Here is a 25658-nt window from a genome sequence, read left to right as displayed (position 1 = left end):
TCATTTGGATGACTCAGTATCATCTTGTTTAGTTTGAGCAAATAACGAGCGGATTATCATTTTTTTTGAGGAATCATCCTTTATCCCAAAACTTCTCCCCTTGATGGGAAATGAACCGCTCAATCCATTCGGCAAAGCCCATATGGAGTTTCTCGCCTTCTTCAAAATCATCGATATGGCCTTTTACCATTAAATAATCCTTATCACCTTTTGCGACGGCCTCCCCATCGATCACGATATTATCTTGATAAATGCAGGCCACTTTAAAGCATCCTTCGTAAGAACTTTCATATGTGTAATTAACAATATCATCCAGGCTATACAAATCATTTCCCTGACCAGATTCTACGCTATCGAACAGACGGCATCCATTCGTTATTTTCAAAAACTCTTTATAATCATCGGGCAGAAGCAATCCGGTTTTCTTTTCAAAGGAATGAATTTGTTCATCCGAAGCAGGTGAATTGAAGGTGCAAGTGGCTTTGTATATGAACCCATCCTCATTTACTTCAATCACCTGATTATTTTCGGCTAATTTCTTTTTCATTTGATTAATCGCTTCTTCAACTTGACCGGTCATGTCCATCAGCTCCCGATTGGATATAGTCATTCACTAGAGATACTAGAAAAAGCAGCTAATTGTTTAGCCTTCAAGTATACAGTATACGCTTATTTTTCAAAAAAAGACCTAGCTGCCCGAATGTTGTATAATATATGTTGCGCTTTATTTTTTACTTAGGAGGTTGCTGATTTGAATCAAGCAAACCCGTTTATATATGCAACGGATAACAAACGATATCATACATGGAATTACCACTTGAGAAATCATTTTGGACATAAGGTTTTTAAAGTTGCCCTTGATGGCGGTTTTGACTGTCCGAACCGTGATGGGACAGTCGCACATGGAGGCTGTACCTTCTGCAGTGCCTCAGGCTCGGGTGACTTTGCGGGCAGCAGGGTCGAACCGCTCGACGTCCAGTTCAAGCAAATCAGCGAACGTATGCATCATAAATGGAAAGACGGTAAGTATATGGCCTATTTCCAAGCGTTCACGAATACGCATGCACCCGTGGCAGAGCTTCGCGAGAAATATGAAAGTGTATTGACCCAGGAAGGTGTCGTCGGACTCTCCATTGCAACGCGTCCGGATTGCCTTCCAGATGATGTAGTCGAGTATTTAGCAGAATTGAACGAACGCACTTATCTATGGGTTGAACTTGGTCTTCAAACGGTTCATGAAAAGACCGCGACGATGATCAACCGTGCCCATGACTTCGATTGCTACAAAGAAGGGGTCGATAAACTGCGCAAACACGGCATCCGCGTATGCTCCCATATCATCAATGGCCTTCCTCAGGAAGATTACGACATGATGATGGAAACAGCCCGGGAAGTCGCCAAACTTGATGTGCAGGGCATAAAGATCCATTTACTTCATCTATTAAAAGGGACCCCTATGGTCAAACAATATGAAAAAGGCCTGCTTGAATTCCTTGACCGTGACGATTATGTCAGCCTGGTATGTGATCAACTGGAAATAATCCCTCCGGAAATGATCGTTCACCGCATAACGGGAGACGGCCCAATCGATTTGATGATCGGGCCAATGTGGAGCGTCAATAAATGGGATGTTTTGAATGCCATTGATGCCGAATTGCAACGCCGCAACAGCTGGCAGGGGAAAAATCATCAGACGGAGGTACAATCAGATGAAGCTTGACCGAATTTTGCCATTCGCCAGGATCCTGCTTGAAAAAGCGGTCCAGCCCGGGGATATTACCATTGATGGCACGATGGGCAACGGTTTTGATACTGTCTTCCTGGCAGGACTAACCGGAGAAAACGGACATGTCTATAGTTTTGACATTCAGAAAGAAGCACTCCAAATCACAGCGGCCAAACTGATGTCCGAGAATTTACAGGAACACTGCACCCTCATTCACGATGGGCATGAACAACTCAGTAAATACATCAGAAAAGAACATTCCGGAAAGATCACAGGTGCCATATTCAACCTAGGCTACCTTCCTGGCAGTGACAAATCAATCATCACCCAAGCAGATACGACGATATCAGCTATTGAACAGCTGTTCGAGATGCTTGCACCTGAAGGCATCATCATCCTCGTCATTTACCATGGACATCCAGGAGGATCGGCTGAACGGGATGCATTGATGGATTATGTACAGGACTTCCCTCAACAAAAAGCGCATATCCTGAAATACGGCTTCATCAACCAAGCCAACAATCCGCCATTCATTGTAGCGATTGAAAAGAGATGATCGCTCCTGACACCGTTCTTTCCCGGAACGGTGTTTTTTCATTAGAAGGAAATGGCTCAAATGATCGGCAGCAAATTTCCAATCATAACTTTTTGAATTTTTCGTCTATAATAATTATAATTAAAGAAAATAGATAAGAAGGTGTAGAAAAAATGGAACAGTTGCCTATTTCATTACTGACCGATATATTGACAGAAAGAATCAAAAGGGATTCGAGTGAAGAGTACGGGAATTTTGTCAGATCGCTTAATTCATTGACAGAAAAACAAAAAAACATGGAAGACCTCAAACAATTTGAAAATCATTTTGATAAGTTCCTGCCACAGCTCGATTTAGTGATTTCCACATAAAACCATGAAGAAATCATGAATATGAAAGCGACGCTTTTAGATTTATTCGCTAATGACTTGAGCTTTAAATCCATCTATCTCCTATCCACCGCCTTATCCAATAAAAATGAACTAACACATTTGAGCCAATTTATGTATCCGGTTACTTTTTGGGCACCGGTCATCAAATCGTACGAATTACTTACAAAAGCAGGTTGATCCATTTCAAATAAAAAAAGCTGCTGAATGTCTCACTTCAGCAGCTTTTTCAATTATTCCGCAGGATTTACCGATCAAACGACATACCCTAATATCTTTAGACGATTTTCAACAAAACTCAGCGCATATTGGAATACATCATCACGCTCCGGTTCGTTGAAGATTTCATGATAAAGCTTCGGCCATTCCTTATATTGCTTTTCACTGGCCAGGTTATAATTAAACCACTCACGAACCGCCTTCTTATTCACGATTCGGTCATCTCCGCCCTGCATGACCAAAAGCGGCACATCCTGAAATTCGGGAATCTCTTCAAAAGCATCCTTCATCGCCTGTGCAAGCTCGCGATACCAGCGAATCGAAACCTTCGTGATATATAATGTATCGTTTCTATCGGATTCACGAATTTCCGCACTTCTCGTCGCCATTTCAGGTGTCAATCCGGAATCTACTCTTAACTGAGGCATCATGATGTTCAAACCATGGGAGATGGTTGTCAGGAACTTCCGCGGCTTCGTCACGAGGCCTAAACATGGAGAAGAAAGAATCACCCCTGCAATGTCCCATTCCTCTTCCTGAAGAAGGCGTATCGAAATCAAACCGCCCATGCTATGTCCAAGTAAAAAGACCGGCAACGAATATTCGTAAGCCTCTTCTATCCAGCTTTTCACTTCGTCTAAATATTCATCAAAGGAATCGATATGTCCCCGGTAGGCGCGAGTTGTCATACCCTGCCCAGGAAGGTCGCCCATGACGACATGGTATCCAGCTGAAAGCCACATTTGTGTTAACCACTTATAACGGCCGTGATGTTCCATCGCCCCATGAATGATGACAATTACGCCTTTTGCGTCTCCTTCTGTCTCCCATTTCCACATTCGAAATCCCCCTTTCACTTTTCACTTGTTGTATACGATCCATGATAGTTAAAATAATATATATAAATTATAACCATATTCGTGATTTTCGCCAAAAAAGAAACCTAACAAGTTGTACATTTATATTATAAATAGCCAAGTGTATTTGCATACGGTATATTAAAATAATACATAAAAACATTCACTTCGGAAAGGAAATGATTGAAAATGATTATTTATCCGTTTAAAGGTAAAGAACCTGATATCGCTGAAAGCGCTTATATTGCTGAAAACGCTGTCGTGACAGGTGATGTGAAAATTGGTGAAGAATCGTCAATTTGGTTCAATTCCGTCATACGCGGCGATGTATCCCCAACCATCATTGGGAACAAAGTCAGTATACAGGATAACAGCGTTCTGCACCAAAGCCCAAATAATCCATTGATCATCGAGGATGAAGTAACCATTGGCCATCAGGTCATTTTACATAGCTGTAAAATCCGAAAAGGAGCTTTGATCGGCATGGGCTCGATTGTGCTTGATGCAGCGGAAATCGGCGAAGGGGCTTTTATAGGTGCAGGCAGTCTCGTTCCCCAAGGCAAAGTCATTCCACCGAACATGTTGGCATTCGGACGCCCAGCTAAGGTCATTCGTGAAATCAACGAAGAAGACCGTCAGGATATGGAACGTATCGTACGCGAATATGCTGAAAAAGGGCAATACTACAAAACGGCAGAACGTATAAAATAAACTGAATATAGCGGGAACTTATAGGTACGCACCAAACTTACGAACTCACGAGTATATGAGCCAAATTCACGAGTAAATGAACCAAACTCACGAGTATTCGCACTAAACTCACGAGTAAACGAGCCAATCTCACGAGTATTCGCACTAAACTCACGAGTATATGCACCAAACTCACGAGTATTCGCACTAATCTCACGAGTAAACGCCCAAACTCACGAGTATTCGCACTAAACTCACGAGTAAACGCCCAATCTCACGAGTATTCGCACTAAACTCACGAGTAAACGAGCCAAACTCACGAGTATTCGCACCAATCCATGAGTTTATGCACCAAACTCACGAGTATTCGCAACAATCTCACGGGTATACGCACCAATCTCACGAGTATTCGCACTAATCTCACGGGTATATGCACGTGAGTGGATTTCTATGGGATTTCTTGAATTATTCCCTCTGACGGCAAAATAAGTCAATAAAAAAAAGGTGTCCGCTATAAGCGGGACACCTTTTCATTTATTGATTATGCTTGTGCTTTTAATGTTTCTGCTTTATCTGTGCGTTCCCATGGAAGATCGACATCTGTACGGCCAAAGTGTCCGTATGCAGCTGTTTGTTTGTAAATCGGGCGACGAAGATCAAGCATTTTGATGATACCGGCTGGACGAAGGTCGAAGTTAGCGCGAACTAGGTCAACAAGGACTTCTTCGCTAACAGTACCAGTTCCGAATGTATCAATCGAGATCGATACAGGCTCTGCCACACCAATTGCGTATGCCAATTGAACTTCCGCTTTGTCAGCAAGGCCAGCTGCCACGATGTTTTTCGCAACGTAACGAGCAGCATATGCCGCAGAACGGTCAACTTTAGTAGCATCCTTACCAGAGAATGCACCGCCGCCGTGACGAGCGTATCCGCCATACGTATCAACGATGATTTTACGTCCAGTAAGACCAGCATCCCCTTGAGGTCCGCCAATTACGAAACGGCCAGTCGGGTTGATGAAGTACTTAGTTTCAGCATCGATCAATTCAGCTGGAACAACTGCTTTAATTACATGTTCTTTTAAATCTGCTTGAATTTGTTCAAGCGTAATTTCTGCATCATGTTGTGTAGAGATAACGATCGTATCTACACGTACAGGACGGTTATTCTCATCATACTCCACAGTTACCTGTGTTTTACCATCAGGGCGTAAGTAAGCAAGCGTTTCATCTTTACGAACTTGAGCCAGGCGGAATGAAAGTTTATGTGCCAATGAGATCGGAAGCGGCATAAGCTCTTCAGTTTCATTACAGGCAAATCCGAACATAAGACCTTGGTCCCCTGCACCGATTGCATCGATTTCTTCCTCTGACATGTGTCCTTCACGAGCTTCCAATGCTTTATCGACGCCAGCTGCGATATCGGCAGACTGCTCATCAATTGAACTTAATACAGCACAAGTTTCAGCATCGAAACCGTATTTCGCACGTGTGTAGCCAATTCCTGCAATCGTATCACGAACGATACGCGGAATATCCACGTAAGCGGATGTTGTAATTTCTCCAGCAACAAGTACAAGACCTGTTGTTACACTTGTTTCGCACGCAACACGTGCATTTGCATCCTTAGCAAGGATAGCATCTAAAATGGAATCTGAAATCTGATCACAAATCTTGTCCGGATGGCCCTCTGTAACAGATTCAGAAGTAAATAGACGTTTCTTTGACATCATATTTCCTCCTTGGAAGTTAGTATGTTGTAGGCATAAGCCTGATTTTTTACGGAACTCGTTTCCCTCATTAGTTTCAACTATAGACACAGAATTACTTATTAAAAACACAAAAACCTTCCCTGGCAAATGAGGAAAGGTTTAAAATTCTGTCTTCTATCCTTTCACTCTTATCGTTCAAGGGTTTTTTACCTTGCTCAGGTTAGCACCATCACCACTATTCCTTGAAGAACCATCGCTTTATTTTCGGCGATCGATCTTGGAGTCAAGTTCAATATGGCAGGTTGCTGGGTTTCAAAGGGCCTGTCCCTCCACCAACTCGGGATAAGAGAATCCGTACAATTTAAGATATTATCGTATCTGGTTGGAATTTGTCAATGCTTTTCTAAAAAAGAACATTTCCCCCAGAATGGGGTTCACGTGAAAATACGTGTTGGTTCAACGTCTTTAAAGGGTTTCCAAGCCAGGGCGAATAGAAATAATGAAAATTGCCATTAATAATAGAACATTGAGAAAAAGAATTGGAAAGGCATCATGATTTACCATTCAAAATTAAGATGCTTCCATGAAAGTATATGCGATCATCCTGACTCGGTTCCTTCCCATTTAAATTGATTAATGCGGCCAGTTGAAAATTATCACAAAAAAAAATAAATAGTATAGACTATTTAAATGAATGTGTTATACTAATTGTAATATAAAAACTTAAACAAAGGAAGGTACCTCATATATGAATTCTGTAGATGTTTCTAATGAGTTACACCAATTATTAACAGGAAACAATGTTCAAACTCAACTTTCAGTTCCTCAATTGGTTGAAAAGGTATTGAGCAGAAACGAAGGCGTTTTAACATCAACTGGAGCAGTAAAAGCTGAAACCGGCAAATATACTGGTCGTTCACCTAAAGATAAATATATCGTGGAAGAAGCATCTGTTAAAGATAAAGTCGATTGGGGTTCAGTGAACCGGCCAATTTCCGAAGATGTGTTCAATAAACTATATAATAAAGTAGTTGACTACCTAAAAGCAAAAGAAGAGATTTTTGTTTTCAAAGGTTTCGCTGGTGCAGACGAATCATCACGCCTTCCTATCCAAGTTGTTAATGAATATGCTTGGCATAATCTTTTCGCCCATACTTTGTTCATCCGTCCAAACGAAGAGGAACTAAGAGGTCACGAATCAGAATTCACAATACTTTCGGCACCTAATTTCAAAGCAGATCCAGAAGTGGACGGAACTTCTTCTGAAACTTTCATCATCGTTTCATTTGAACGCCGCACCATCCTTATCGGCGGAACGGAATATGCAGGAGAAATGAAAAAATCGATCTTCTCGATCATGAACTACTTACTTCCAGAGGCTGGAATCCTTCCAATGCATTGCTCTGCTAACGTAGGACGTGAAGGGGACGTCGCTTTATTCTTCGGACTGTCCGGTACAGGTAAAACAACGTTATCCGCAGACACTAATCGTAAACTGATTGGCGATGACGAGCACGGCTGGTCTTCTAACGGTGTTTTCAACATCGAAGGCGGCTGCTATGCTAAAACGATCAACCTTTCACGCGAAAAAGAACCACAAATTTTCGATGCGATCCGTTTCGGTGCCGTATTGGAAAACGTAGTTGTTGATCCTGAAACACGTGAAGCGAACTATGATGATAGTTCATTAACAGAAAACACTCGTGCTGCATACCAAATGCAAGCGATCGATAACATCGTGAGCCCAAGTATCGCAGGACACCCAAATACAATCATTTTCTTAACAGCTGATGCTTCAGGCGTACTGCCTCCAATCAGCAAGCTTTCCAAGGAACAGGCAATGTTCCATTTCCTAAGTGGGTACACAAGTAAATTGGCTGGTACTGAAAGAGGAGTAACTTCACCGGAAGCTACATTTTCAACATGTTTCGGTTCACCATTCTTACCGCTTCCCGCTACACGCTATGCTGAAATGCTTGGAGATAAAATTGACGAGCACAACGCAAAGGTATACCTTGTCAACACTGGATGGACTGGCGGTGCATACGGAACTGGCAGCCGTATGAAACTTGCTTACACTCGTGCGATGGTACAAGCGGCACTTGAAGGCGAATTAGCAAATATCGAGACAACCAAAGACGATATCTTTGGTTTGGATATTCCACTTCATGTTCCTGGTGTTCCTGACGAAGTGCTTCAGCCAATCAAGACTTGGGAAGATCCTGCTGCATATACACAAGCAGCTACAGCTCTTGCTGCCCAATTCCGTGCAAACTTTAAAAAATTCGGAAGCGTTCCAAGTGAAATCGAAGAACTTGGCGGCCCGACAGCATAATAAATTGTACCCAAAAGGACCAAGCCCTTGCTTGGTCCTTTCTTTATAAACTGACTAATCTGAGCAAAAAATCAACCATTACGATCTCACTGCTGTAAAAGCCACATTAGCCTGAAGCGCAAGGCAAACCAAATCTGCTCTTCACATGTCCACATAGGAAGTCATATTTACAGAACATATAGTATTATCCAATCTATATTTTTAAATAAAAACAGCTAAGAAACTGTCTCCTATGTTCCAGCTAGTGGCTATATTCCATTTGTTCAGAAAGCCCGGGGAAAGGTCTCCTGAACCAATCCTATACATCCTGCTGGCCATATAATAAACGAGAAAGTTCGTCATCCTTTTTTCATACTATAAAACCACTCCTCTTGCCCGCCCCACCTCCTCCTAATTAATTTAGACTTTGCTGCAAATAAAAAATTACAGGTTCATCCTATTATTATTTCAAATGATTTTTTAACATGTTGCAAAACTTAAAGGGTGCTGACTGAGTCAACACCCTTTATTCTCTATCCTATCCATTTCCGGCCTTGCAGCAGAATCAGTTGTTTATTAGATAATCATTTTGTTCCTTACTTCTTTCAAATGCTCTGTTTTATATTCGAATACATTGCCTAAGTTGACAATTTGGGTGTTATGTTTATTTGCATCAATGCAATTTCGAGTATCCAAAATTATTTTATGAGCCATCTTATTCGAAAGTTTGTCATAATCCATTTCTTTAAATTCATTATGATCGGTTAAGACAAGAATCAGGTCGGCATCCTTTACAGCGTCTTCGACAGAAACGACTGGCATTTTTCCAGATTGGACATGTGGGTCATGCAAGGATACTTCCACCTGATCCATGCTCATCAGGATATTTACAACATCAATGGCCGGGCTTTCACGGATATCATCTACATTTCCTTTGTAGGCAAGTCCAAAAACCGCTACCTTTGGTTTACGGATACCTTCAAGTAACATCCTGACACAATTGACGATATAATACGGCATAGAAACGTTCGTGTCGCGGGCTAATTTGATGATTCTAGCTGTCTCAGGAGCTTTAGCGACAATGAAATAAGGATCGACCGCGAGACAATGTCCACCTACCCCTGGTCCTGGTTGATGAATATTTACACGTGGATGCTTATTTGCCATTGATATGACATCCAATACATTGATATCCAATTGGAAGCAAACTTTAGCCAACTCATTCGCAAGAGCAATATTCACATCACGGAAGGTATTTTCCATCAACTTGGACATTTCAGCCGTTTTCGCATCCGTACGAATGATTTCCCCTTTAACGAAAGTTTCATAGACAAGGCTTCCTTTGTAGGAGCAGGCTTCTGTAATGCCGCCGACGATTCGGTTATTATGCACCAATTCTTCTAGTATTCTCCCAGGCAAGACACGTTCCGGACAATGTACGAGAAAGATATCTTTCCCGATCGTTAGCCCTGACATCTCAATCAATGGCTTGATATGATCATCCATGCTCCTTGGTGCAATCGTCGATTCAATAATGATGACATTTCCCTTCTGAACAAAAGGAAGAATACTTGAAGTTGCTTGCATAACATAGGTAAGATCACACGATTGGTGTTGATCCTCATTGTTTGGAGTTGGGACCGCAATGATGAAAACATCCGCAGGCTCAGGATTTAAGGCAGCACGAAATCTTTTGGCATCTAGCACTTCATTTAACACTTCTTCTAGTCCAGGTTCTTCAATATGGAGCTTTCCATTATTCAATTTATTAATAACATCAGGATGGATATCCACGCCAACAACATCTACTCCATGTTTTGCGAACATTAAAGATGTTGGAAGTCCTATATAACCTAGTCCCATTGTACATAATTTCATAATAACCACTCCTCATCATATTTTCTTCTAGTATTCTAGTTTTGTTAAGCTGATTGATAGATTTGGATGAAGATTTCTTTCTCTTGCTTCCAATTGTATTTTAGGCGGGCTTTCAGACAGTTGCTGCTCATTTCCGCTCTTTTTTCTGGATGCTTTAATAAATAATTGACTCCGTCTGCAATAGAACGGGGATCATGGGAGTCGACGCACATACCAACCTTCTCAGTGTCTACTACCTTTTGAATTTCTGGAAAGCTGCAGGCGATGACAGGAACTCCGCTCATCATATATTCAAACAACTTATTGGAAGAAGCAGAATAATGATTAAAGCAGACATTATTCAATACCTGAAAACCTAAATATGCGTTTTTCGTATAATGAAGCAAATCGTCAACAGGCACCTTCGGGATAAATTTCACCCGATGTTCGAGACCCATTGCCTCCACCTTTTTTATTAATTCAGGCTTGATCTTTCCATCTCCAATGAAAACAAGCGTTCCAGCTTCCATCATCGGCACTGCCTCAACCACTTTCTCTAACCCCCTGCCCGTTTGAATGCCGCCTTGATATAACAATATCGGCTCGTCCTCTGGCAGCTTGAGCAACTCGTGTAAATCCACGACTGTACTTTCCTCAGGCAATGTAGGGATTGGGTAGTTATGGACCACTTTCGGATACAGACCGTATAAGTCTTCATTATATTTAGCACGAGTATGATTTTCGGCAATCATTTCGTCGACAAATTTTAATAGAAATTTTTCCATTATCCCGTAAATCCGGCTATTATAACCGGTTCTGCTCGTTTGAACTTCATGAGAATCATATATGAGCTTTTTACGTCTTAGAAATTTACTGCTGATTGCTCCCTGCATTAACGTATTCAAATCATTCGAATGATAAAAGTCATATTTCTTTTTACGTCCGTAATGAACCATTTGAAAAAAAATATAGCTTCTTGTCAAAAGATTCGGCAGTTTTGTTTTCGTAACAATTGTGGCGATTATTGCAAGAAGCCCCATAACACTCACCAATACGACAGTACTGATCCAGCCCTTAATCAGGTTCATGTTCAACAAGGTATTCCAAACCAATAAAGTGAGAACGGTCAATTCAAACATCTTATTTTTCACTTTTTTCACGATTCTAAGTACTCTATTAAGTCTATCCCAGCGATTATTCACTCGAATGACATTAAATCCATTTTTATGTTTCTCTTTTTTTTGTAATTCTTCATTTTTCCAGTTATGAATGGCAATTAAGTCGACTTCATAACCTTCTTCAGTAAGGGCAGTGCACTCCCTTAGAACCCGTGCATCGTTGGTAAAATGATTCCACACAAACATACATACCTTCTTCGCCATTTTTACCTCCACTTTTCCAGATATGCCGTCAGCTAGATGCTTCCATCACGTTAATGAGCCCTTGAATATTTTTTGACCATAGAAAATTTTGTTTTGCATATCGATGGCCATTTTCACCCAGCTCTTCGCGAAGAGCCTTCTCAGAGGCCATTGTTAAAATATGTTGACTGATTTCATCAACCTTTCTACTATCTGCCACAATCCCGCATTGCGCCTCCGAAATCATTTGCCTGGCGCGCCCGGCGACATCACCGACAATCGGTTTCCCTACACACATATAGTCGATTATTTTTCCAGGCAGCACCTTGTTAAAGACATCCTTCTCAACTAAGCTTACATACGCAATATGGGATGAGGATACTTCTTTAAGAGTCACCCTCCTGTTCATCGCTTTGATGACCCTTATATTGGTCAACCCTTTAGAGGATATCTCGTCTTGGACCTCGGACATTCGATAGCCATATCCAATAATCGTGAATTCAATTTGTTTATGTTCTTTCAGTGTTTCAGCAACTGCTATTAACTTTTTAATATCTTGGGCAAGTCCGATATTACCCGTATAAACGACCTTGATCCTATTTTCCGAAATTGGCGGAAGCCTTTTTTTCAAGTTCAGCTCGTCTGCAGTAAGCGAATTTGGAATGAATTGGATATCATCATCTTTGACTCCTTTTGAAAGGATATAATCCCTAAATCCAGGACTATTGATGATAATTTGGTTAGAGTGTCGATATATTTTTCTTTCAAGGAAAAAAGCCATTTTCAAGATCCACTTATTCGTGAATACGCCTACTCCCTGCAATGATTCGGGCCATAAGTCTCTTACATCGGTTATTAGCTTTGCCTTCATCTTTTTCTTGGCAATCAATGCCGCAAATATCGGGAAAATAGGCGGGGTCGTGACAAACACATAGTCATATTTTTTTTCCAATCGAATGATTGTGTAAATGAAGAGCCACATCGCTTCCAAATAATGAAGCAAGCGTCTCCACATATTGCTTGTATACCTCTTCACTTTATCTGGTTGAATCCTGATGATATCTTTTTCCTCAATATCGACTTCATCCCAAAAATGGGAATCTTGATATAAACTTTGATGAGGATAACTCGGCCTCAAAGTGATGACTGTAACCTCATAGCCGCTTCGCTTCAAATTGAGATATACATTTTTCATCCTGTTTCCTGCGCTCCCAATTTCAGGATAAAAGTTTTGCACAATCATCAGGACACTTTTCATATGAGCCTATCACCTCGATTCTTAATATCGTCCTGCTTTTTATTGTAAATGGACGATATTAAGCGGGGGTTAAAGAAATATAAAGTCCCTATTAAGTTTGTAAATATTCTGTTAATTGTTGCGTTAATAAAATTTTTCTTAAGAACAACTCGTTATAATAGGGAGGAAATAAAGAAAGCGAGGAAATCATAATGCCTAAAAATCGTTTAAAGGTCATGACTGTGTTTGGGACAAGACCGGAGGCCATTAAAATGGCACCTGTCGTATTGGAACTGAAAAAACACCAGGAAGAAATCGAAACCATCGTAGTGGTCACCGCCCAGCATCGAGATATGCTTGATCAAGTCCTGCAATGTTTCAAAATAAGACCAGACTACGATTTGAATATGATGAAAGAAAGACAAACATTAGAAGAGATCACAACTCGCGGTATTGGGGAACTGAGCGCTCTTATGAAAGAACTGCAACCAGATATCGTGCTCGTTCATGGAGATACAACGACGACTTTCATCGCCAGCTTAGCCGCTTTTTATAATAAAATTCAAATTGGCCATGTTGAGGCTGGTCTTCGGACGGGTAATAAGTATTCTCCATATCCTGAAGAAATGAATAGACAGCTGACAGGCGTCTTAGCTGATTTGCATTTTGCCCCAACAAATCAGGCAGCAGAGAATCTAATTTTGGAAAATAAAAAGAGTGATTCGATCCATATTACCGGCAATACCGCTATCGACGCTTTGAAAACCACAGTAAGGAAAGACTACGAACATCCAATTCTATCTGGCTTGAATGGAGATCGTATGTTATTGATGACAGCGCACAGACGAGAAAATATCGGTAAACCAATGGAAGAAATATTCCGTTCCGTCAAACGGCTGCTTGAAGATCACACGGATATCCAAGTTGTTTTCCCACTTCATAAAAACCCAGTCGTCCGTGAAATTGCTTACCGGATTTTTGGTGAAACGGAAAGACTTCACTTAATAGAGCCGCTTGAGGTGCTTGATTTTCATAATTTTGCGGCGCACGCCCATCTAATAATGACAGATTCCGGAGGGGTGCAAGAAGAAGCTCCCTCACTTGGTGTTCCTGTCCTTGTATTACGCGATACGACAGAACGGCCAGAAGGGATTGAGGCTGGCACCCTTCTATTGGCAGGAATTGAGGAAGAACGAATTTATCAATTAGCCACAGACTTACTTACAAATGAAGAAGCCTATAAAAAAATGGCGACAGCTTCCAACCCATATGGGGACGGGTTTGCTTCAAAGCGGATTGTTGAAATCCTATTAAAGCATTGTGAAATGAAATCCCCCCTTCCATTATGAAAATAGTTCATGAAAGTAAGATAACGGAAAACGCCTGCCACTTTAGCGGCAGGCGTTTTCTCATTGGGTTGGATTTTAAAACGGATCACTTCCACTTTCAGGTTCTAAGCCAATGTCGGCAGTGCTTGTTCTTCAGTTTCAGCACTTATATAGGCGAGTGAAAAGTCTTCTCATGCAATTAAATGCCAACACAATAGCCTGAATGAGACTCAACGTAAATTAAATTGTATGGACCCATAGAGGAGGCCATAAGCATGGAACAAGCTCTTGAAGAGGAAAAAGCTTTTTTAGCCGGATTTCTGGAAGGGTACCGCTTTATTAAAGAGCCCCAGAGATCAGGTGGAGGTCTGACTCTGGTTTAGAGCATACAATCCGATATGCTATAAAAATAGAAATTATTTAATTGGAGGTGTCCAAGATGCGATGGGATGAAGTTCAGGAGCGTTTTCCTAATGAATGGGTCGTTCTCGAGGCGACCAAGGCGTATTCCAAGGAAGGTCAACGTTTCATTGAAGAGGTGGCCGTTATTGATTCCTACGAGGACTCCAACAAGGAGCTGAACCTTTACTTGTTAAATCTACAATTCACCGACGCCGAACAATCCCGCCAACGCTTTTAAGCCGATAAAAAGATAGACGAAATCGTAGTAATGCCAGAATACACATGGTTTGGTACATCTTTTGAGTAACGTTGCGTTTGCGTACATAGTGATCATAACGTTTGCAAGAATGCACGCCCCCAAGACAATCGAAGAGAACGGCATACAAAACGTAAACAATCCCTCATCCTGGTAACAAGTTAAGGGATTGTCTTTTTTATTTCATATTACTTGATATGCGAAGGGGTCGTTTTTTGAATATGAACCATAATGTCGAATTGCTCTTGAAGGGAAACATCATCATCATATTGCGGTACGTTAGGAATGATCTGTGCACCGCCATCAAAGAATGGCTGCTTTTCTTTTACCCATTGCTGCGCGGCTCCATTCAATTTGCGAAGATCTAACAGGAACTGATCGTAATGAACTTGTCCAAGCATATGATTGGAGCTGTTCTCGTTCTTCTGAATGGTATCCGCTGCAATCTTATTTTCACTTAATGATATATATGCTGTATATTTGCCTTCCGTGGTGGTGGAGCCAATTGCTACGTATTGATTACCTACACGTTCTTTCAGAAACTCCCCGGCGACTTTAGGATACATCTTCTCAGTGATGACACCTTTAGCTATGTGAATATTGTGCCCCCAAACCATCGTTTTTCCGCCAAGTTTTTCTTGAGCCCAAACAGCGTGCTCGGCTAGATACTGATCATGCAGCTTCACCATGCTCGGATAGTCAGCCGGAATCACCATCTTCGTAAAATTCTCTATCACCTTAGTCGTTTCTTTCACCCAAGCTAGCTCGTGTGAATCAGTCTCATTATTCGACTCCGTTTTGTCTTCAAGTAATTTGACTACTTTTTGCGCATTAGCCATATGCTTTTCTTTCACTTCAGTAGTCAGCTTCATATATTCCTGTAGATTACCTGCCACCGATGACAACTCTTTGTAGCTTTGCTCGACTTCCGGCAGCAAATCAGGATGATGCTCCTTTACATAGTTGATCACTTTATCGAAGACACTTTGATCCAGCATTTTTAAGTCGAGTCCGATAAATTGAATTTTCTTTTTATTTACAGGATCAGCGTTGTATTCCCGCATCCATTCTACCATAGCGACGATCTCATCATTTGGGTACAACAGCTTCAAAAACTCCCTAGGGTCGCCTTTTCCCGTTTGGATATACTCGTTCAGCTTTAAACCGTTGCCCCAATCCTCTTCAATCCCAAAATTGGTAAAGCCTAGCTCAGTGACCAAATACTTCACGAGGCGATGCTTCATCATAAAAATCTCCGAGCTTCCGTGAGTAGCCTCTCCTAAACCAACATAATTTGCATTCCCTATCATGTCTTTTAGCGGTTTTAAATCATCCAATGGTTGTTTCGGATCTGACGTCTTCAGTTGCTTCGCCTGTAATTCAAGTGATTTTGCAATACTATTTTGAGATATTTGAGCTGTCTCAACTGGTTGGGTTGTTCCTATTTGATCCGACTTTTCAGCTGGTCTCGTACTGCAACCTGCAGTTAGAGTCGCTGCACTTAGCATTACGGCAACTCCACCGTAAATCATTTTCCTTCTTTTGTTCATGGTATTCACCTCATGGATTTTTTTGAAGTACGACTCTTTCTGCATACAAGCATATTGGGTCGTCTTCAGCAGTCCAATTGTCACTCACTCACTATCATTTAAGCTAGTTACAAATCTACACTATTTCATATGACATGCAATGCTCGCTAACGTATTGATCAGCGCCAACATGTCACAAAGAAAATGATGACATGTTGTCACTGGTGGAGATGACAGCTGTGCGGTTAGTATGGAGCAGTAGGCAACCGCACCAACCTATTTTTTAAAGAGGTGCGGATTCACCTATAGAAAACCGTAGTCAAATCGCATTAACAACTTCAGAACAGTGTTTCCGTCTATGGCGTTTACTTTTTTTGCTGAGGTTGAGCAGGTTGGATATATTCCGAAAATGTCACATAACATTTTTACACTGGTGCGGTTGACGGAAGAAGCCCAACCATACAATACCGCTATTACACGGAGAGGAGCGATGAACCTTATGAAATCAGGTTTCATCCAAAATGGTTATTTTTTATTATTAACTTTCGTTACAGGCTTGTTTTACTTTTGCTTTTATATGGTAGCTCTGTCGTTCAGTTTAAGTCTTTCATTTATAGTAATCGGCATTCCACTATTTACACGAGTACTGCGAACTACGACAACCTTCATCCAATTCGAACGTACGCAGACGAAAGTTTATACAGATATTACGACAGCACATTACGACAAAAAAATAACAACGGATGCATCGATTTGGGTTCATGCCAAATTAGAACTTACGGATCGTCGCAATTGGCTCGCCGTCTTTTGGTTAATGCAGAAGTTGGTGATCGGACTCGTCAGTCTCGTCAGCGTAGCCGTTCTCTATTTAACACCGCTTGCATTCCTGTTGGCACCCATTTTGTATCGATACATCGATATGAATGTCATTTTCATGCAAGTAGATACTTTTGCGAAATCACTCCTTATCATGGTTCTGGGAGCGGTGCTTGCCGCAATAAGCGTCAAGTTGGGTGACCGGTTGACGAAAACATTCGGAGGTTATACGCGAACCATGATTCAACAGCTAGACCGATAGCTACTTTTTTCCGACCTTTATGCAGGTGACGGAGCGTAACAGCCAATTATACACTGCACAAAGGTTTGGTTTATAATACTATAGGAAACAAACAGATAGCTGCTTAGGGGTTGAAAGAATTGTTGGAAATGGTCAAAAAATGGTTTTGGTATGATTGGATTATGCTTGGGCTCCGCCTTATTACTAGCGTTTCGCTCATTCTCACGACGATCAGATTTCAGGAAGGTCTAGCGCTGCCTTTATGGATCGTTATTTTTTGGGAGATTGCCGCTTTCTCCATTCCCTGGATTTGCTTGCTGCTCAACTACAAATATTATTTATTCACAGAGATACTGCTCTTTGGCGGGCTATGCGTACATTTAACCTCGTTGTTTCCGGAAGCATTCCCTTCATTTCTTGTATCAGTCTTTCAGATCGCAGCGAATAGCGCTCGTCTGTCTTATCATTGGACGGCACCGGCAACGGTCTTGGTAATACCCGGAATTTTTTATGTTGTTTCGCCAAATAACAGCTATTGGGTCATGGTCACCTACTACGGACTTGCTTATGTGATGGGATTCGCTTTTCATTTATTGACCGTCAATCATCGGCAAAATGAAACGATCCGCAAGCAAAACGCGGTGCTTGAGCAATATATGTCCCAAATCGAGCGTATTACGCTGGCAGAAGAGCGAAACAGGCTGTCTAGGGAGCTTCACGATACTGTCGGTCATGCTTATACTTCCATCATCATGGGTATGGAAACGTTGCGCCCCGAGCTTGCTAACGAAACGGGTATACAGAGGCTGGATTCCTTGCTTGAGTTGGGCCGCAAAAGTATAGAGGAAGTGAGGGGCTACTTGCATCAAATGGAGTCTCCACAGCAGTCGCTTTCCTTGGTCCAATCTCTGCAAAAGCTTGGGGATGAATTTCAGGAGCATGCCCGGGTCGAGGTAAGCTTTCGTGCGTTCGGAGAGGAGCCCCGACTGTCCCGACAAGCGAAAATGGCGTTCATTCGCTGCTTGCAGGAGTCGCTTACGAATGCGGTTCGTCACGGTCAGGCGACGGATATCACCGTTTCTTTGCAATTTGGGCACCAGGATACAAGGTTGGAGGTGCATGACAACGGAAGAGGGATGGAAGAATGGCAGGAGGGCTTCGGCATGAACGCGATGAAGGAGCGGGCCATGAATTTGCAAGGTCAAGTGTTCGTCTATACGAAACCAGGGGACGGTACGCTTGTCACCTGTACGTTGCCGCGACAAGCGGAAATGGAGAACGACCTTATTCAGCTGTTGATCGTCGACGACCAGCCGTTTATTCGGGAAAGTCTGCAGGTGCTGCTCGACAAGTACCAAGACTTGAACGTAGTCGGCTCGGCAGAGGATGGCGAACAAGCCGTCGACCTGTGCGGACGCCTCCAGCCTCACTTAGTGCTAATGGATTTGGATATGCCACGCATGAATGGAGCCGAAGCAACCAAAATGATCAAGAAGCAATGGCCGCATATTCGCGTATTGATTTTCACGACGTTTCAGGATGCGGAGCAAGCGTTGGACTTACTGCGCAGTGGTGCGGACGGCTTCCTGCTAAAATCAGCCGAACCGTTAGAGCTGGCCGATACCATCCGGCTTATTCACAGAGGAGGCACATTAATCGATCGAGGGATGTCCCATAAAATATTCAAGAAGCTCAATAAGAGCGTCGAATCTACGCAATTGAAAGCCACCAACGACTATGATCTGACTAACAGGGAAATAGAAATATTGCAGCTTGTTGCCAAAGGGCTCCGGTACAAGACGATAGCGTCCAAGCTGTATTTGTCGGACGGCACGGTCAGAAACTACGCCTCCTCGGCCTATATTAAGCTAGGAGTACGCAACAAGGAAGAAGCCGTCCAGAAAGCATTGGAGATCGGAATCATCGTTAGCTAGAATTCGAAGGACAAAACTGAAAGAACAGGCAACTGATTCTGAGAGTGCCGTTCATTGGGACTTGAATTTCACAAAATGAATGTAAAAATGGCCGAAAATACGACTTGTATCTCCGGCCATCTTTTATTTCAGCCAAACACATGAAAATAATTCAAGACATTTTTTCCAATCAGTAAAATCGTGACGCAAATGAATAATAAACGCACATAAGAAGCACCTTTCTTAATTGCGAAATTCGTTCCGACCAAGGCTCCTGCAACCATTGCAAGCCCCATCGGAATTCCATAGGCAAAATTGACGGTCCCCATTGATAAGAAAATGATAAGTGCGGCTATATTGCTTCCAAAGTTCAATATTCTTGCATTCCCAGCTGCCTGGACAAAATCAAACCCTATGATCAAAAATGAAAATAATAAAAAGGAACCTGTGCCTGGTCCAAGAAAACCATCATAAAAGCCAATGGCAAATATAATGACAATCAAAAGAATCATTTTCTTCCGTTTCAGTCCTTTATACTTTGCATCTTTACCCCAATCCTTTTTTACCACCGTGTAAATCGCAACAATGACCAATAGGATCAAAATGAGGGGCTTTAAGATCTCTGCGGAAACGAAATGGACAACATATGCTCCTATTGCCGCTCCAACCACAGTAATCGGAAACAGCTTGATGACGAATTTGAAATTGACTTTTCCAGCCCGAATGAATGAAATCGTACTCGTTAAAGAGCCCATTGTACCCGCCAGCTTATTGGTGGCAAGTGCCGCTGAAGGCGAAATCCCCGTGAACAATAAAGCCGGAATCGAAATTAACCCGCCTCCGCCAACAACGGAATCAATGAATGCGGCAATAAAACCGGCCAGTATTAAAAATAGCAAAGTATAGAGATTGATATCCTCCATGTATTCCCCTTCTTTCATAAACACTCACTAAAACGACATTACTCATTTTTCAACCAGATGGTCGAATAATCTTTCCTCTGAAGTCACCGTAAACCCATGCCGTTTAAGCAAAGCCGCGGTCACCCCATTCCCTACCTTCTTCTTCCCCTTGAAATCACCATTATAAATCGTCGCACTTCCACAGGATGGACTATTTTCTTTTAATACGACTAGCGTCGCTCCGACTTCCTGGGCTTTCAATAATGTAAGATTGGCTCCTTTTATGTACAATTCCGTTACATCCCGGCCAGACTTTTCAATTATCTTCGCTTTTCCATCAAGGACATCCTCACCTTCACCGCCAATTATCTCAGCAGGTTCCCTAGGCGTCGAAAAACCTCCAAGCAACTCAGGGCAAACCGATATAGCCTTTTTCTCCCTCATTAATTCCAGAATCCTATCATCCAGGCTGTGTGTACCGTTGTATCTCACCTCAAGACCTGCTAAACAAGAACTCACCAAAATCATCAAATCACCCCAGCTCATGCTTTTTACACCATTTTACCATTCTTTTAGCATCTTCATTTCGAATATTGACCATCAACCAGAACTTTGCGGTGACGGAAGATAAGTCGTTGGTCGATTTATTAACCCGTAGGTCATTAATGCTGAATTCCGCCAACCAAATCAACAAAAAAAGCGCTTGCAGCGAAATGAATTCTCTGCAAGCACTATCTATTAGTTAGTCGAGTTCAATGATAGTAGTTGGTACGTAATGATGGTTTTTCCACTGGTCCATTCAACTTTTTGGATAACAGCTGTTCCGCTTGAATCAGATTGAATCGTTTTGCGGACATCGATTGGGATATCGATCGGGTATAACCGGTAACCTTCTTTCGACAGCCGAAAAATATTTTCTTCTTCACGGGTTTCGTTCCCTTTTGTAACGATCATGGTATTGAGTTCCATAGGCATGCCCATGTGTATTTCCTCCTCTTGCAAATATACTTTGAATATACTTCATTCTATCATCATTCGGTTTTGTTTTTCATCCAAGATGTTAAATCTTCGACAACTTTTCTGTTAACGGCCGGCGGGAAGAAATGTGTGAATTGAGGAAAATACCAGCTTTCGACCTCTTTGTCGTGCATTTTCAACCTTTTCTCCAACCGGTACGCGTGTTCAATGGCGACATTGTCATCTTTTTCACCATGAATGATCAGAACGGGCACATTCAAATCTTCAATTGCAAACAATGGTGTACGGTATTCATATTGTTCTGGGCATTTTTTTGGTGTTCCGCCGATGACCCGCTTCATCATCCGACGCATATCGACACGCTCGACGTATGTTAAAAACATATCCGATACACCACCCCATGTGACGATTGACGCTGCACTCCTGCAGTATATCCCCGTCCAAAGCGCCATGATGCCGCCTCGGGAAAATCCGAGGATATGAATGTGATCCTTGTTCACTCGGGGGTGCTGTTCAAGAAGATTGAATCCTGATATCGCGTCGAACCTATCTTCGCCTCCAAAATCCTCATCTCCCTCTCCGCCTTGATTTCCACGGTAAAAAGGGGCAAAAACGATGAAACCTTCCACGGCATACTGCACAATCCTTGCTGGCCTCACCTTGCCGACATTTTTAATCCCCCCGCGTAAATATAAGAAGGCATCATGAATTTCGCCATCAACCGGTTCAGCTAGTAACCCTTTTACTTTCAGGCCTTGTGATATGTATGTAACTGAATAAAGATGGATTTGTGGATGCGGTGATGGAAACCGCCTTTTTGAAATAATCGTTCCGTTCTCCAATTTTCCACTCTCCTTTCTCTTTAATCTTATTGTAAAACATCCGCTTGTTTTTATCCCCTGGGAGGCATTCACATTTTTTTCTTCCATTCATACGATAATGTAGGCAAAATACCTATTTATCAAGGAGGAAGGAATTTTGAAAAAATGGTGTAAAGCAGGTGTCGTATTTATACTTCTGTGCATGCTGGTCCCGCTCGGAGCATGTGGCAACAAGGACAAGGAAACAACGAAGGTGAGGGTGGCTGAAGTAACCCGCTCCCTTTTCTATACACCGCAATATGTAGCGATCGAAAAGGGATTTTTTAAAGATGAGGGCCTAAGCATTGATTTGAAAACGACGGCAGGCGGCGACAAGACGATGACCACATTACTGTCCGATGGAGCGGATATTGCTCTAGTTGGGTCTGAAACATCGATCTACGTTCAAGCCCAGGGTTCTAATGACCCCGTCATCAACTTCGCTCAATTAACACAGACGGATGGAACGTTTCTTGTTTCACGTGAAAAAATTGATAACTTCAGATGGGATATGCTGAAAAACTCTACATTCCTAGGCCAGCGAAAAGGCGGGATGCCGCAGATGGCCGGCGAGTTCGTATTGAAAAAACATAACATAGACCCGAAAAAAGATTTGAACCTCATCCAAAATATTGATTTTGCGAATGTAGCAACTGCCTTCGCCTCCGGAACCGGCGATTTTGTTCAACTGTTCGAACCAACTGCCAGTGTGTTTGAAAAAGAAGGAAAAGGCTATATTGTCGCTTCTTTCGGCACCGAATCCGGGCATCTTCCCTATACGGTTTATATGGCTAAGGAAAGCTATTTGAAAGAAGACAAATTGACTGTCGAAAAATTCACGAGGGCATTGAAGAAAGCACAGGATTGGGTTCAGGAAAATGATGCTTCGGAAGTCGCCAAAGTCATTCAGCCGTATTTTGAAGATACCAATATCGAGACCATGGAAACAGTTATCAACCGCTACAAAGAACAAGGTTCATTTGCCACCGACCCCATTCTTGATGAAGAAGAATGGAACAATCTGCAAAACATCATGGATGAAGCAGGCGAGCTGCCTTCACGTATAAGCCATGATGAGCTGGTCAATACCGATTTTGCTGAAGAAGTCATAAAATAGCATAACTAAAGGTAAGGAGGATGTCCGATGAGCTTTTTAAAAATCCAAGACATTCACCATACTTATTTTTCAAATCAGACGGCAGCGACCGCACTCGCGGACATTTCCCTCGACATTGAAAAAGGTGAATTCGTCTCCTTTCTAGGTCCGAGCGGCTGCGGAAAGACTACCCTGCTTTCCATCATCGCTGGACTATTTTCGCCCACCTCTGGAAAGATCCTGCTCGAAAACAAACCGCTGAAGGCCAACAGTGACCTTTCAATTGGCTATATGCTGCAGCAGGATTATCTATTTCCATGGAAGACGATAGAAGAAAATGTTTTATTAGGATTGAAACTGATTAAAAAAGATGAAGGCCTTGAGAGAATAAAGACGCTGAAACTATTAAGTGACGTTGGATTGGGAGGCACCGGAAAATTATATCCGCGCGAACTCTCAGGCGGAATGAGGCAAAGGGCTGCACTGGCACGGACACTGGCGGTCGACCCAAAAATCCTTTTGCTTGATGAACCCTTCTCGGCCCTTGATTACCAAACGAAGTTGAAGCTGGAAGACCTTGTTTTTGAAACCCTGAAATCGTTCGGAAAGACAGCCGTGCTCGTCACCCATGATATCGGTGAAGCCATCGCAATGAGTGACCGCATCTATCTGTTTTCCGCGAACCCGGGAAGCGTGCACAAAACATTCGAGGTGCCCGATGAACTGCGTGAACTGACGCCTTTCCATGCCCGCAACCATCCACAGTATCCAATGCTATTCCAAACGATCTGGAAGGAGCTTGAGAGCCTTGAATATTGAACAGCTTCATAACCAATATAAAACCAAGTTAAAAAAGGAAAACAGGCTCATTCGCTTTTATCAGATCCTGATTTTCATCGTTTTTTTCAGCAGTTGGGAACTTTTTTCCCGGATGGAATGGATAGATCCGCTCATCTTCAGCTCCCCAACCAAAGTGTGGCATCTTTTCATAAAAAAATTGGGTGATGGAACACTGCTTTCCCATTCCGGAGTGACGCTATTCGAGACGGTTCTCGGCTTTATCATAGGGACACTGCTTGGAACGATCCTTGCATCCCTGCTTTGGTGGTCGCCAAGATTATCAAAAACGCTTGACCCCTATCTCGTCATTTTAAATGCCATGCCGAAAGTGGCACTCGGCCCCATCATCATCGTAGCATTCGGCCCTGGCTTTCCATCCATCATCTCGATGGGGGCGATCATCTCCATCATCATCACCACCATCGTTGTCTACACCGCATTTCGCGAAGTGGACCCGAACTACCTAAAGGTACTCCAAACTTTTGGCGCCACAAGAACACAAGCCTTTCGGGAAGCCATATTACCCGCCTCCTTCCCAACGATCATCTCGACATTGAAAGTGAATGTCGGACTCTCCTGGGTCGGCGTCATCGTCGGGGAATTCCTTGTCTCGGCGAAAGGACTCGGTTACCTAATCATTTATGGCTTTCAAGTCTTCAACTTCACCCTCGTCATGCTCGCCTTGATGATCATCGCCGTCTTTGCCACCATCATGTATCAACTTGTCGAACTGCTTGAACGAAAATTAATCAAAGACTAACCTACTGCCGAAAACCCTCGGCAGTTTTTCATTTATGCTGGGATAACTCTGAGTTTGGGCAATTTATCGTGAGTTTGGGCGCTTTACTCGTGAATTTGAGCACTTTACTCGAGAATTTGGGCGCTTTACTCGTGAGTTTGGGCTTTACTCGTGAATTTAGGCAATTTACTCGTGAGTTTAGCCAATTTACTCGTGAATTTGAGCGCTTTACTCGTGAGTTTAGGCGTTTTACTCGTGAGTTTAGGCAATTTACTCGTGAATTTGAGCGTTTTACTCGTGAATTCCAGGCTTTACTCGTGAGTTTGTCCCATTTACTCTTTTTTAGAGAGAATTACTGCTAACCAGCTTTGATATGCTCAACGGCACAATCTCATCTTTCATGATGAAACTAAACTCATCACCCAGTACAGCCGGCAATGCTTCCAAAAAGATCGGGCCGTCCGTTTCCAGGTAATCTTCTTTCTTTTTCACCTCACGCAAATTAGCATAGAATATCGATTTAACGATTGGCTTCACTGGATCATGTACTTTATATTGTCCCAGAAATTGAAGCTGCCCCACCAAGCCCCCTGTTTCTTCATACACTTCCCGTATGGCTGTTTCTTCAATCGACTCCCCTGCTTCCCGCTTACCTCCCGGGAACTCCAACCCCCGCTCTCTGTGTTTGGTCAATACCCACCTTCCCTTGTACCTGCTGAGAACAAAAACATGCCAAGACTCTCCAAAAACAGGATCCTCGGAGAATTCCACCTTGTATCCGTTCGTATCAAAAAAACGTTTCATTTTTCCCCTTCTCTCCATATAAGAAATAATGCTTTATTTCATTGGACTCGTCTTT

Annotated in this window: 25 protein-coding genes and 1 riboswitch; of the genes, 13 read left to right on the top strand and 12 right to left on the bottom strand. The window is 42.5% G+C overall.

The window, feature by feature from the left end:
* Window positions 1-73 precede the first annotated feature (73 nt).
* Entirely contained in the window at window positions 74-580 is a 507-nt protein-coding gene (locus ACFX4L_RS16885) for an SMI1/KNR4 family protein (RefSeq protein ID WP_061465305.1), read from the bottom strand.
* 171 nt (window positions 581-751) lie between these two features.
* On the opposite strand from ACFX4L_RS16885, the gene mnmL reads away from it, so the two are divergent.
* From mnmL to ACFX4L_RS16865, 4 genes are all read left to right on the top strand, one after another.
* Window positions 752-1720: a tRNA modification radical SAM protein MnmL/YtqA gene (mnmL, locus tag ACFX4L_RS16880; RefSeq protein WP_284469443.1), complete on the top strand. Its 969-nt coding sequence runs from the start codon at window positions 752-754 to the stop codon at window positions 1718-1720.
* Entirely contained in the window at window positions 1710-2282 is a 573-nt protein-coding gene (mnmM, locus tag ACFX4L_RS16875) for a tRNA 5-(aminomethyl)-2-thiouridylate-methyltransferase MnmM (RefSeq protein WP_377386801.1), read from the top strand. The genes mnmL and mnmM overlap by 11 nt, the downstream gene beginning before the upstream one ends.
* A gap of 152 nt (window positions 2283-2434) precedes the next feature.
* Entirely contained in the window at window positions 2435-2632 is a 198-nt protein-coding gene (locus ACFX4L_RS16870; RefSeq protein WP_377386798.1) for a hypothetical protein, read from the top strand.
* 15 nt (window positions 2633-2647) lie between these two features.
* Window positions 2648-2830 carry a hypothetical protein gene (locus tag ACFX4L_RS16865; protein ID WP_377386795.1) on the top strand — a complete coding sequence of 61 codons (183 nt, stop codon included), beginning with the start codon at window positions 2648-2650 and terminating at the stop codon, window positions 2828-2830.
* Between the two features lie 74 nt (window positions 2831-2904).
* Here the strand turns inward: ACFX4L_RS16865 and ACFX4L_RS16860 are convergent, their stop codons facing one another.
* Window positions 2905-3708 carry an alpha/beta hydrolase gene (locus ACFX4L_RS16860; RefSeq protein ID WP_061465309.1) on the bottom strand — a complete coding sequence of 268 codons (804 nt, stop codon included), beginning with the start codon at window positions 3706-3708 and terminating at the stop codon, window positions 2905-2907.
* 210 nt (window positions 3709-3918) lie between these two features.
* Between ACFX4L_RS16860 and ACFX4L_RS16855 the strand changes: the two genes are divergently transcribed.
* Window positions 3919-4437, top strand: coding sequence for a gamma carbonic anhydrase (locus ACFX4L_RS16855; protein WP_061466260.1), 519 nt, complete (start codon window positions 3919-3921; stop codon window positions 4435-4437).
* Window positions 4438-4957: 520 nt separating this feature from the next.
* On the opposite strand, the gene metK is transcribed toward ACFX4L_RS16855, so the two are convergent.
* Complete coding sequence (metK, locus tag ACFX4L_RS16850; RefSeq protein WP_061465310.1) at window positions 4958-6151, bottom strand: methionine adenosyltransferase; 1194 nt, start codon at window positions 6149-6151, stop codon at window positions 4958-4960.
* Window positions 6152-6315: 164 nt separating this feature from the next.
* Window positions 6316-6479: riboswitch (SAM riboswitch) on the bottom strand.
* 399 nt (window positions 6480-6878) lie between these two features.
* Between metK and pckA the strand changes: the two genes are divergently transcribed.
* Window positions 6879-8465, top strand: a complete 1587-nt coding sequence (gene pckA / locus ACFX4L_RS16845; RefSeq protein WP_061465311.1) for a phosphoenolpyruvate carboxykinase (ATP) — start codon at window positions 6879-6881, stop codon at window positions 8463-8465.
* 555 nt (window positions 8466-9020) lie between these two features.
* On the opposite strand, the gene ACFX4L_RS16840 is transcribed toward pckA, so the two are convergent.
* The 3 genes from ACFX4L_RS16840 to ACFX4L_RS16830 are packed head-to-tail and all read right to left on the bottom strand — an operon-like array spanning window position 9021 to window position 12857.
* Window positions 9021-10322 carry a nucleotide sugar dehydrogenase gene (locus tag ACFX4L_RS16840; protein ID WP_089362668.1) on the bottom strand — a complete coding sequence of 434 codons (1302 nt, stop codon included), beginning with the start codon at window positions 10320-10322 and terminating at the stop codon, window positions 9021-9023.
* A 44-nt stretch (window positions 10323-10366) separates the two neighbouring features.
* The gene (locus ACFX4L_RS16835; RefSeq protein ID WP_377386760.1) at window positions 10367-11683 is read right to left on the bottom strand and encodes a glycosyltransferase; all 1317 of its coding nucleotides are present in this window, start codon (window positions 11681-11683) and stop codon (window positions 10367-10369) included.
* Between the two features lie 28 nt (window positions 11684-11711).
* On the bottom strand, window positions 11712-12857 hold the full coding sequence (locus ACFX4L_RS16830) for a glycosyltransferase family 4 protein (RefSeq protein WP_377405699.1): 1146 nt from the start codon (window positions 12855-12857) through the stop codon (window positions 11712-11714).
* 254 nt (window positions 12858-13111) lie between these two features.
* Between ACFX4L_RS16830 and wecB the strand changes: the two genes are divergently transcribed.
* Window positions 13112-14248, top strand: a complete 1137-nt coding sequence (gene wecB / locus ACFX4L_RS16825; RefSeq protein WP_377386754.1) for a non-hydrolyzing UDP-N-acetylglucosamine 2-epimerase — start codon at window positions 13112-13114, stop codon at window positions 14246-14248.
* Between the two features lie 418 nt (window positions 14249-14666).
* Window positions 14667-14867, top strand: a complete 201-nt coding sequence (locus tag ACFX4L_RS16820; protein WP_377405698.1) for a hypothetical protein — start codon at window positions 14667-14669, stop codon at window positions 14865-14867.
* A 206-nt stretch (window positions 14868-15073) separates the two neighbouring features.
* On the opposite strand, the gene ACFX4L_RS16815 is transcribed toward ACFX4L_RS16820, so the two are convergent.
* Complete coding sequence (locus tag ACFX4L_RS16815; protein WP_377405696.1) at window positions 15074-16435, bottom strand: erythromycin esterase family protein; 1362 nt, start codon at window positions 16433-16435, stop codon at window positions 15074-15076.
* 478 nt (window positions 16436-16913) lie between these two features.
* Here ACFX4L_RS16815 and ACFX4L_RS16810 point away from each other — a divergent pair, with 478 nt between their 5' ends.
* On the top strand, window positions 16914-17492 hold the full coding sequence (locus ACFX4L_RS16810) for a sensor domain-containing protein (RefSeq protein ID WP_284471991.1): 579 nt from the start codon (window positions 16914-16916) through the stop codon (window positions 17490-17492).
* Window positions 17493-17611: 119 nt separating this feature from the next.
* Window positions 17612-19405 (top strand): response regulator, encoded by a 1794-nt coding sequence (locus ACFX4L_RS16805; RefSeq protein WP_377386745.1) that lies wholly within the window; start codon window positions 17612-17614, stop codon window positions 19403-19405.
* A gap of 128 nt (window positions 19406-19533) precedes the next feature.
* Here ACFX4L_RS16805 and ACFX4L_RS16800 read toward each other — a convergent pair whose 3' ends face one another.
* From ACFX4L_RS16800 to ACFX4L_RS16785, 4 genes are all read right to left on the bottom strand, one after another.
* Window positions 19534-20307: a sulfite exporter TauE/SafE family protein gene (locus ACFX4L_RS16800; protein ID WP_377386742.1), complete on the bottom strand. Its 774-nt coding sequence runs from the start codon at window positions 20305-20307 to the stop codon at window positions 19534-19536.
* Window positions 20308-20349: 42 nt separating this feature from the next.
* Window positions 20350-20814, bottom strand: coding sequence for a 2-thiouracil desulfurase family protein (locus ACFX4L_RS16795; protein WP_284471990.1), 465 nt, complete (start codon window positions 20812-20814; stop codon window positions 20350-20352).
* A 210-nt stretch (window positions 20815-21024) separates the two neighbouring features.
* Window positions 21025-21267: a DUF2584 domain-containing protein gene (locus tag ACFX4L_RS16790; RefSeq protein ID WP_089362659.1), complete on the bottom strand. Its 243-nt coding sequence runs from the start codon at window positions 21265-21267 to the stop codon at window positions 21025-21027.
* A gap of 50 nt (window positions 21268-21317) precedes the next feature.
* Window positions 21318-22106: an alpha/beta hydrolase family protein gene (locus tag ACFX4L_RS16785; protein ID WP_377386739.1), complete on the bottom strand. Its 789-nt coding sequence runs from the start codon at window positions 22104-22106 to the stop codon at window positions 21318-21320.
* Window positions 22107-22242: 136 nt separating this feature from the next.
* Here ACFX4L_RS16785 and ACFX4L_RS16780 point away from each other — a divergent pair, with 136 nt between their 5' ends.
* The 3 genes from ACFX4L_RS16780 to ACFX4L_RS16770 are packed head-to-tail and all read left to right on the top strand — an operon-like array spanning window position 22243 to window position 24820.
* The gene (locus tag ACFX4L_RS16780; protein ID WP_375166196.1) at window positions 22243-23241 is read left to right on the top strand and encodes an ABC transporter substrate-binding protein; all 999 of its coding nucleotides are present in this window, start codon (window positions 22243-22245) and stop codon (window positions 23239-23241) included.
* A gap of 27 nt (window positions 23242-23268) precedes the next feature.
* Entirely contained in the window at window positions 23269-24039 is a 771-nt protein-coding gene (locus ACFX4L_RS16775) for an ABC transporter ATP-binding protein (RefSeq protein WP_089362658.1), read from the top strand.
* Window positions 24029-24820 (top strand): ABC transporter permease, encoded by a 792-nt coding sequence (locus ACFX4L_RS16770; RefSeq protein WP_284469434.1) that lies wholly within the window; start codon window positions 24029-24031, stop codon window positions 24818-24820. The genes ACFX4L_RS16775 and ACFX4L_RS16770 overlap by 11 nt, the downstream gene beginning before the upstream one ends.
* 321 nt (window positions 24821-25141) lie before the next feature.
* Here the strand turns inward: ACFX4L_RS16770 and ytkD are convergent, their stop codons facing one another.
* Window positions 25142-25603 carry an RNA deprotection pyrophosphohydrolase gene (ytkD, locus tag ACFX4L_RS16765; RefSeq protein WP_284469433.1) on the bottom strand — a complete coding sequence of 154 codons (462 nt, stop codon included), beginning with the start codon at window positions 25601-25603 and terminating at the stop codon, window positions 25142-25144.
* Between the last annotated feature and the right edge of the window lie 55 nt (window positions 25604-25658).

This window comes from Peribacillus sp. YIM B13482 (assembly GCF_042787975.1).
GTDB lineage: Bacteria > Bacillota > Bacilli > Bacillales > DSM-1321 > Peribacillus > Peribacillus simplex_A.
The sequence above is the reverse complement of the archived record's forward strand: the minus strand, read 5'-3'. Positions and strand labels throughout refer to the sequence as shown.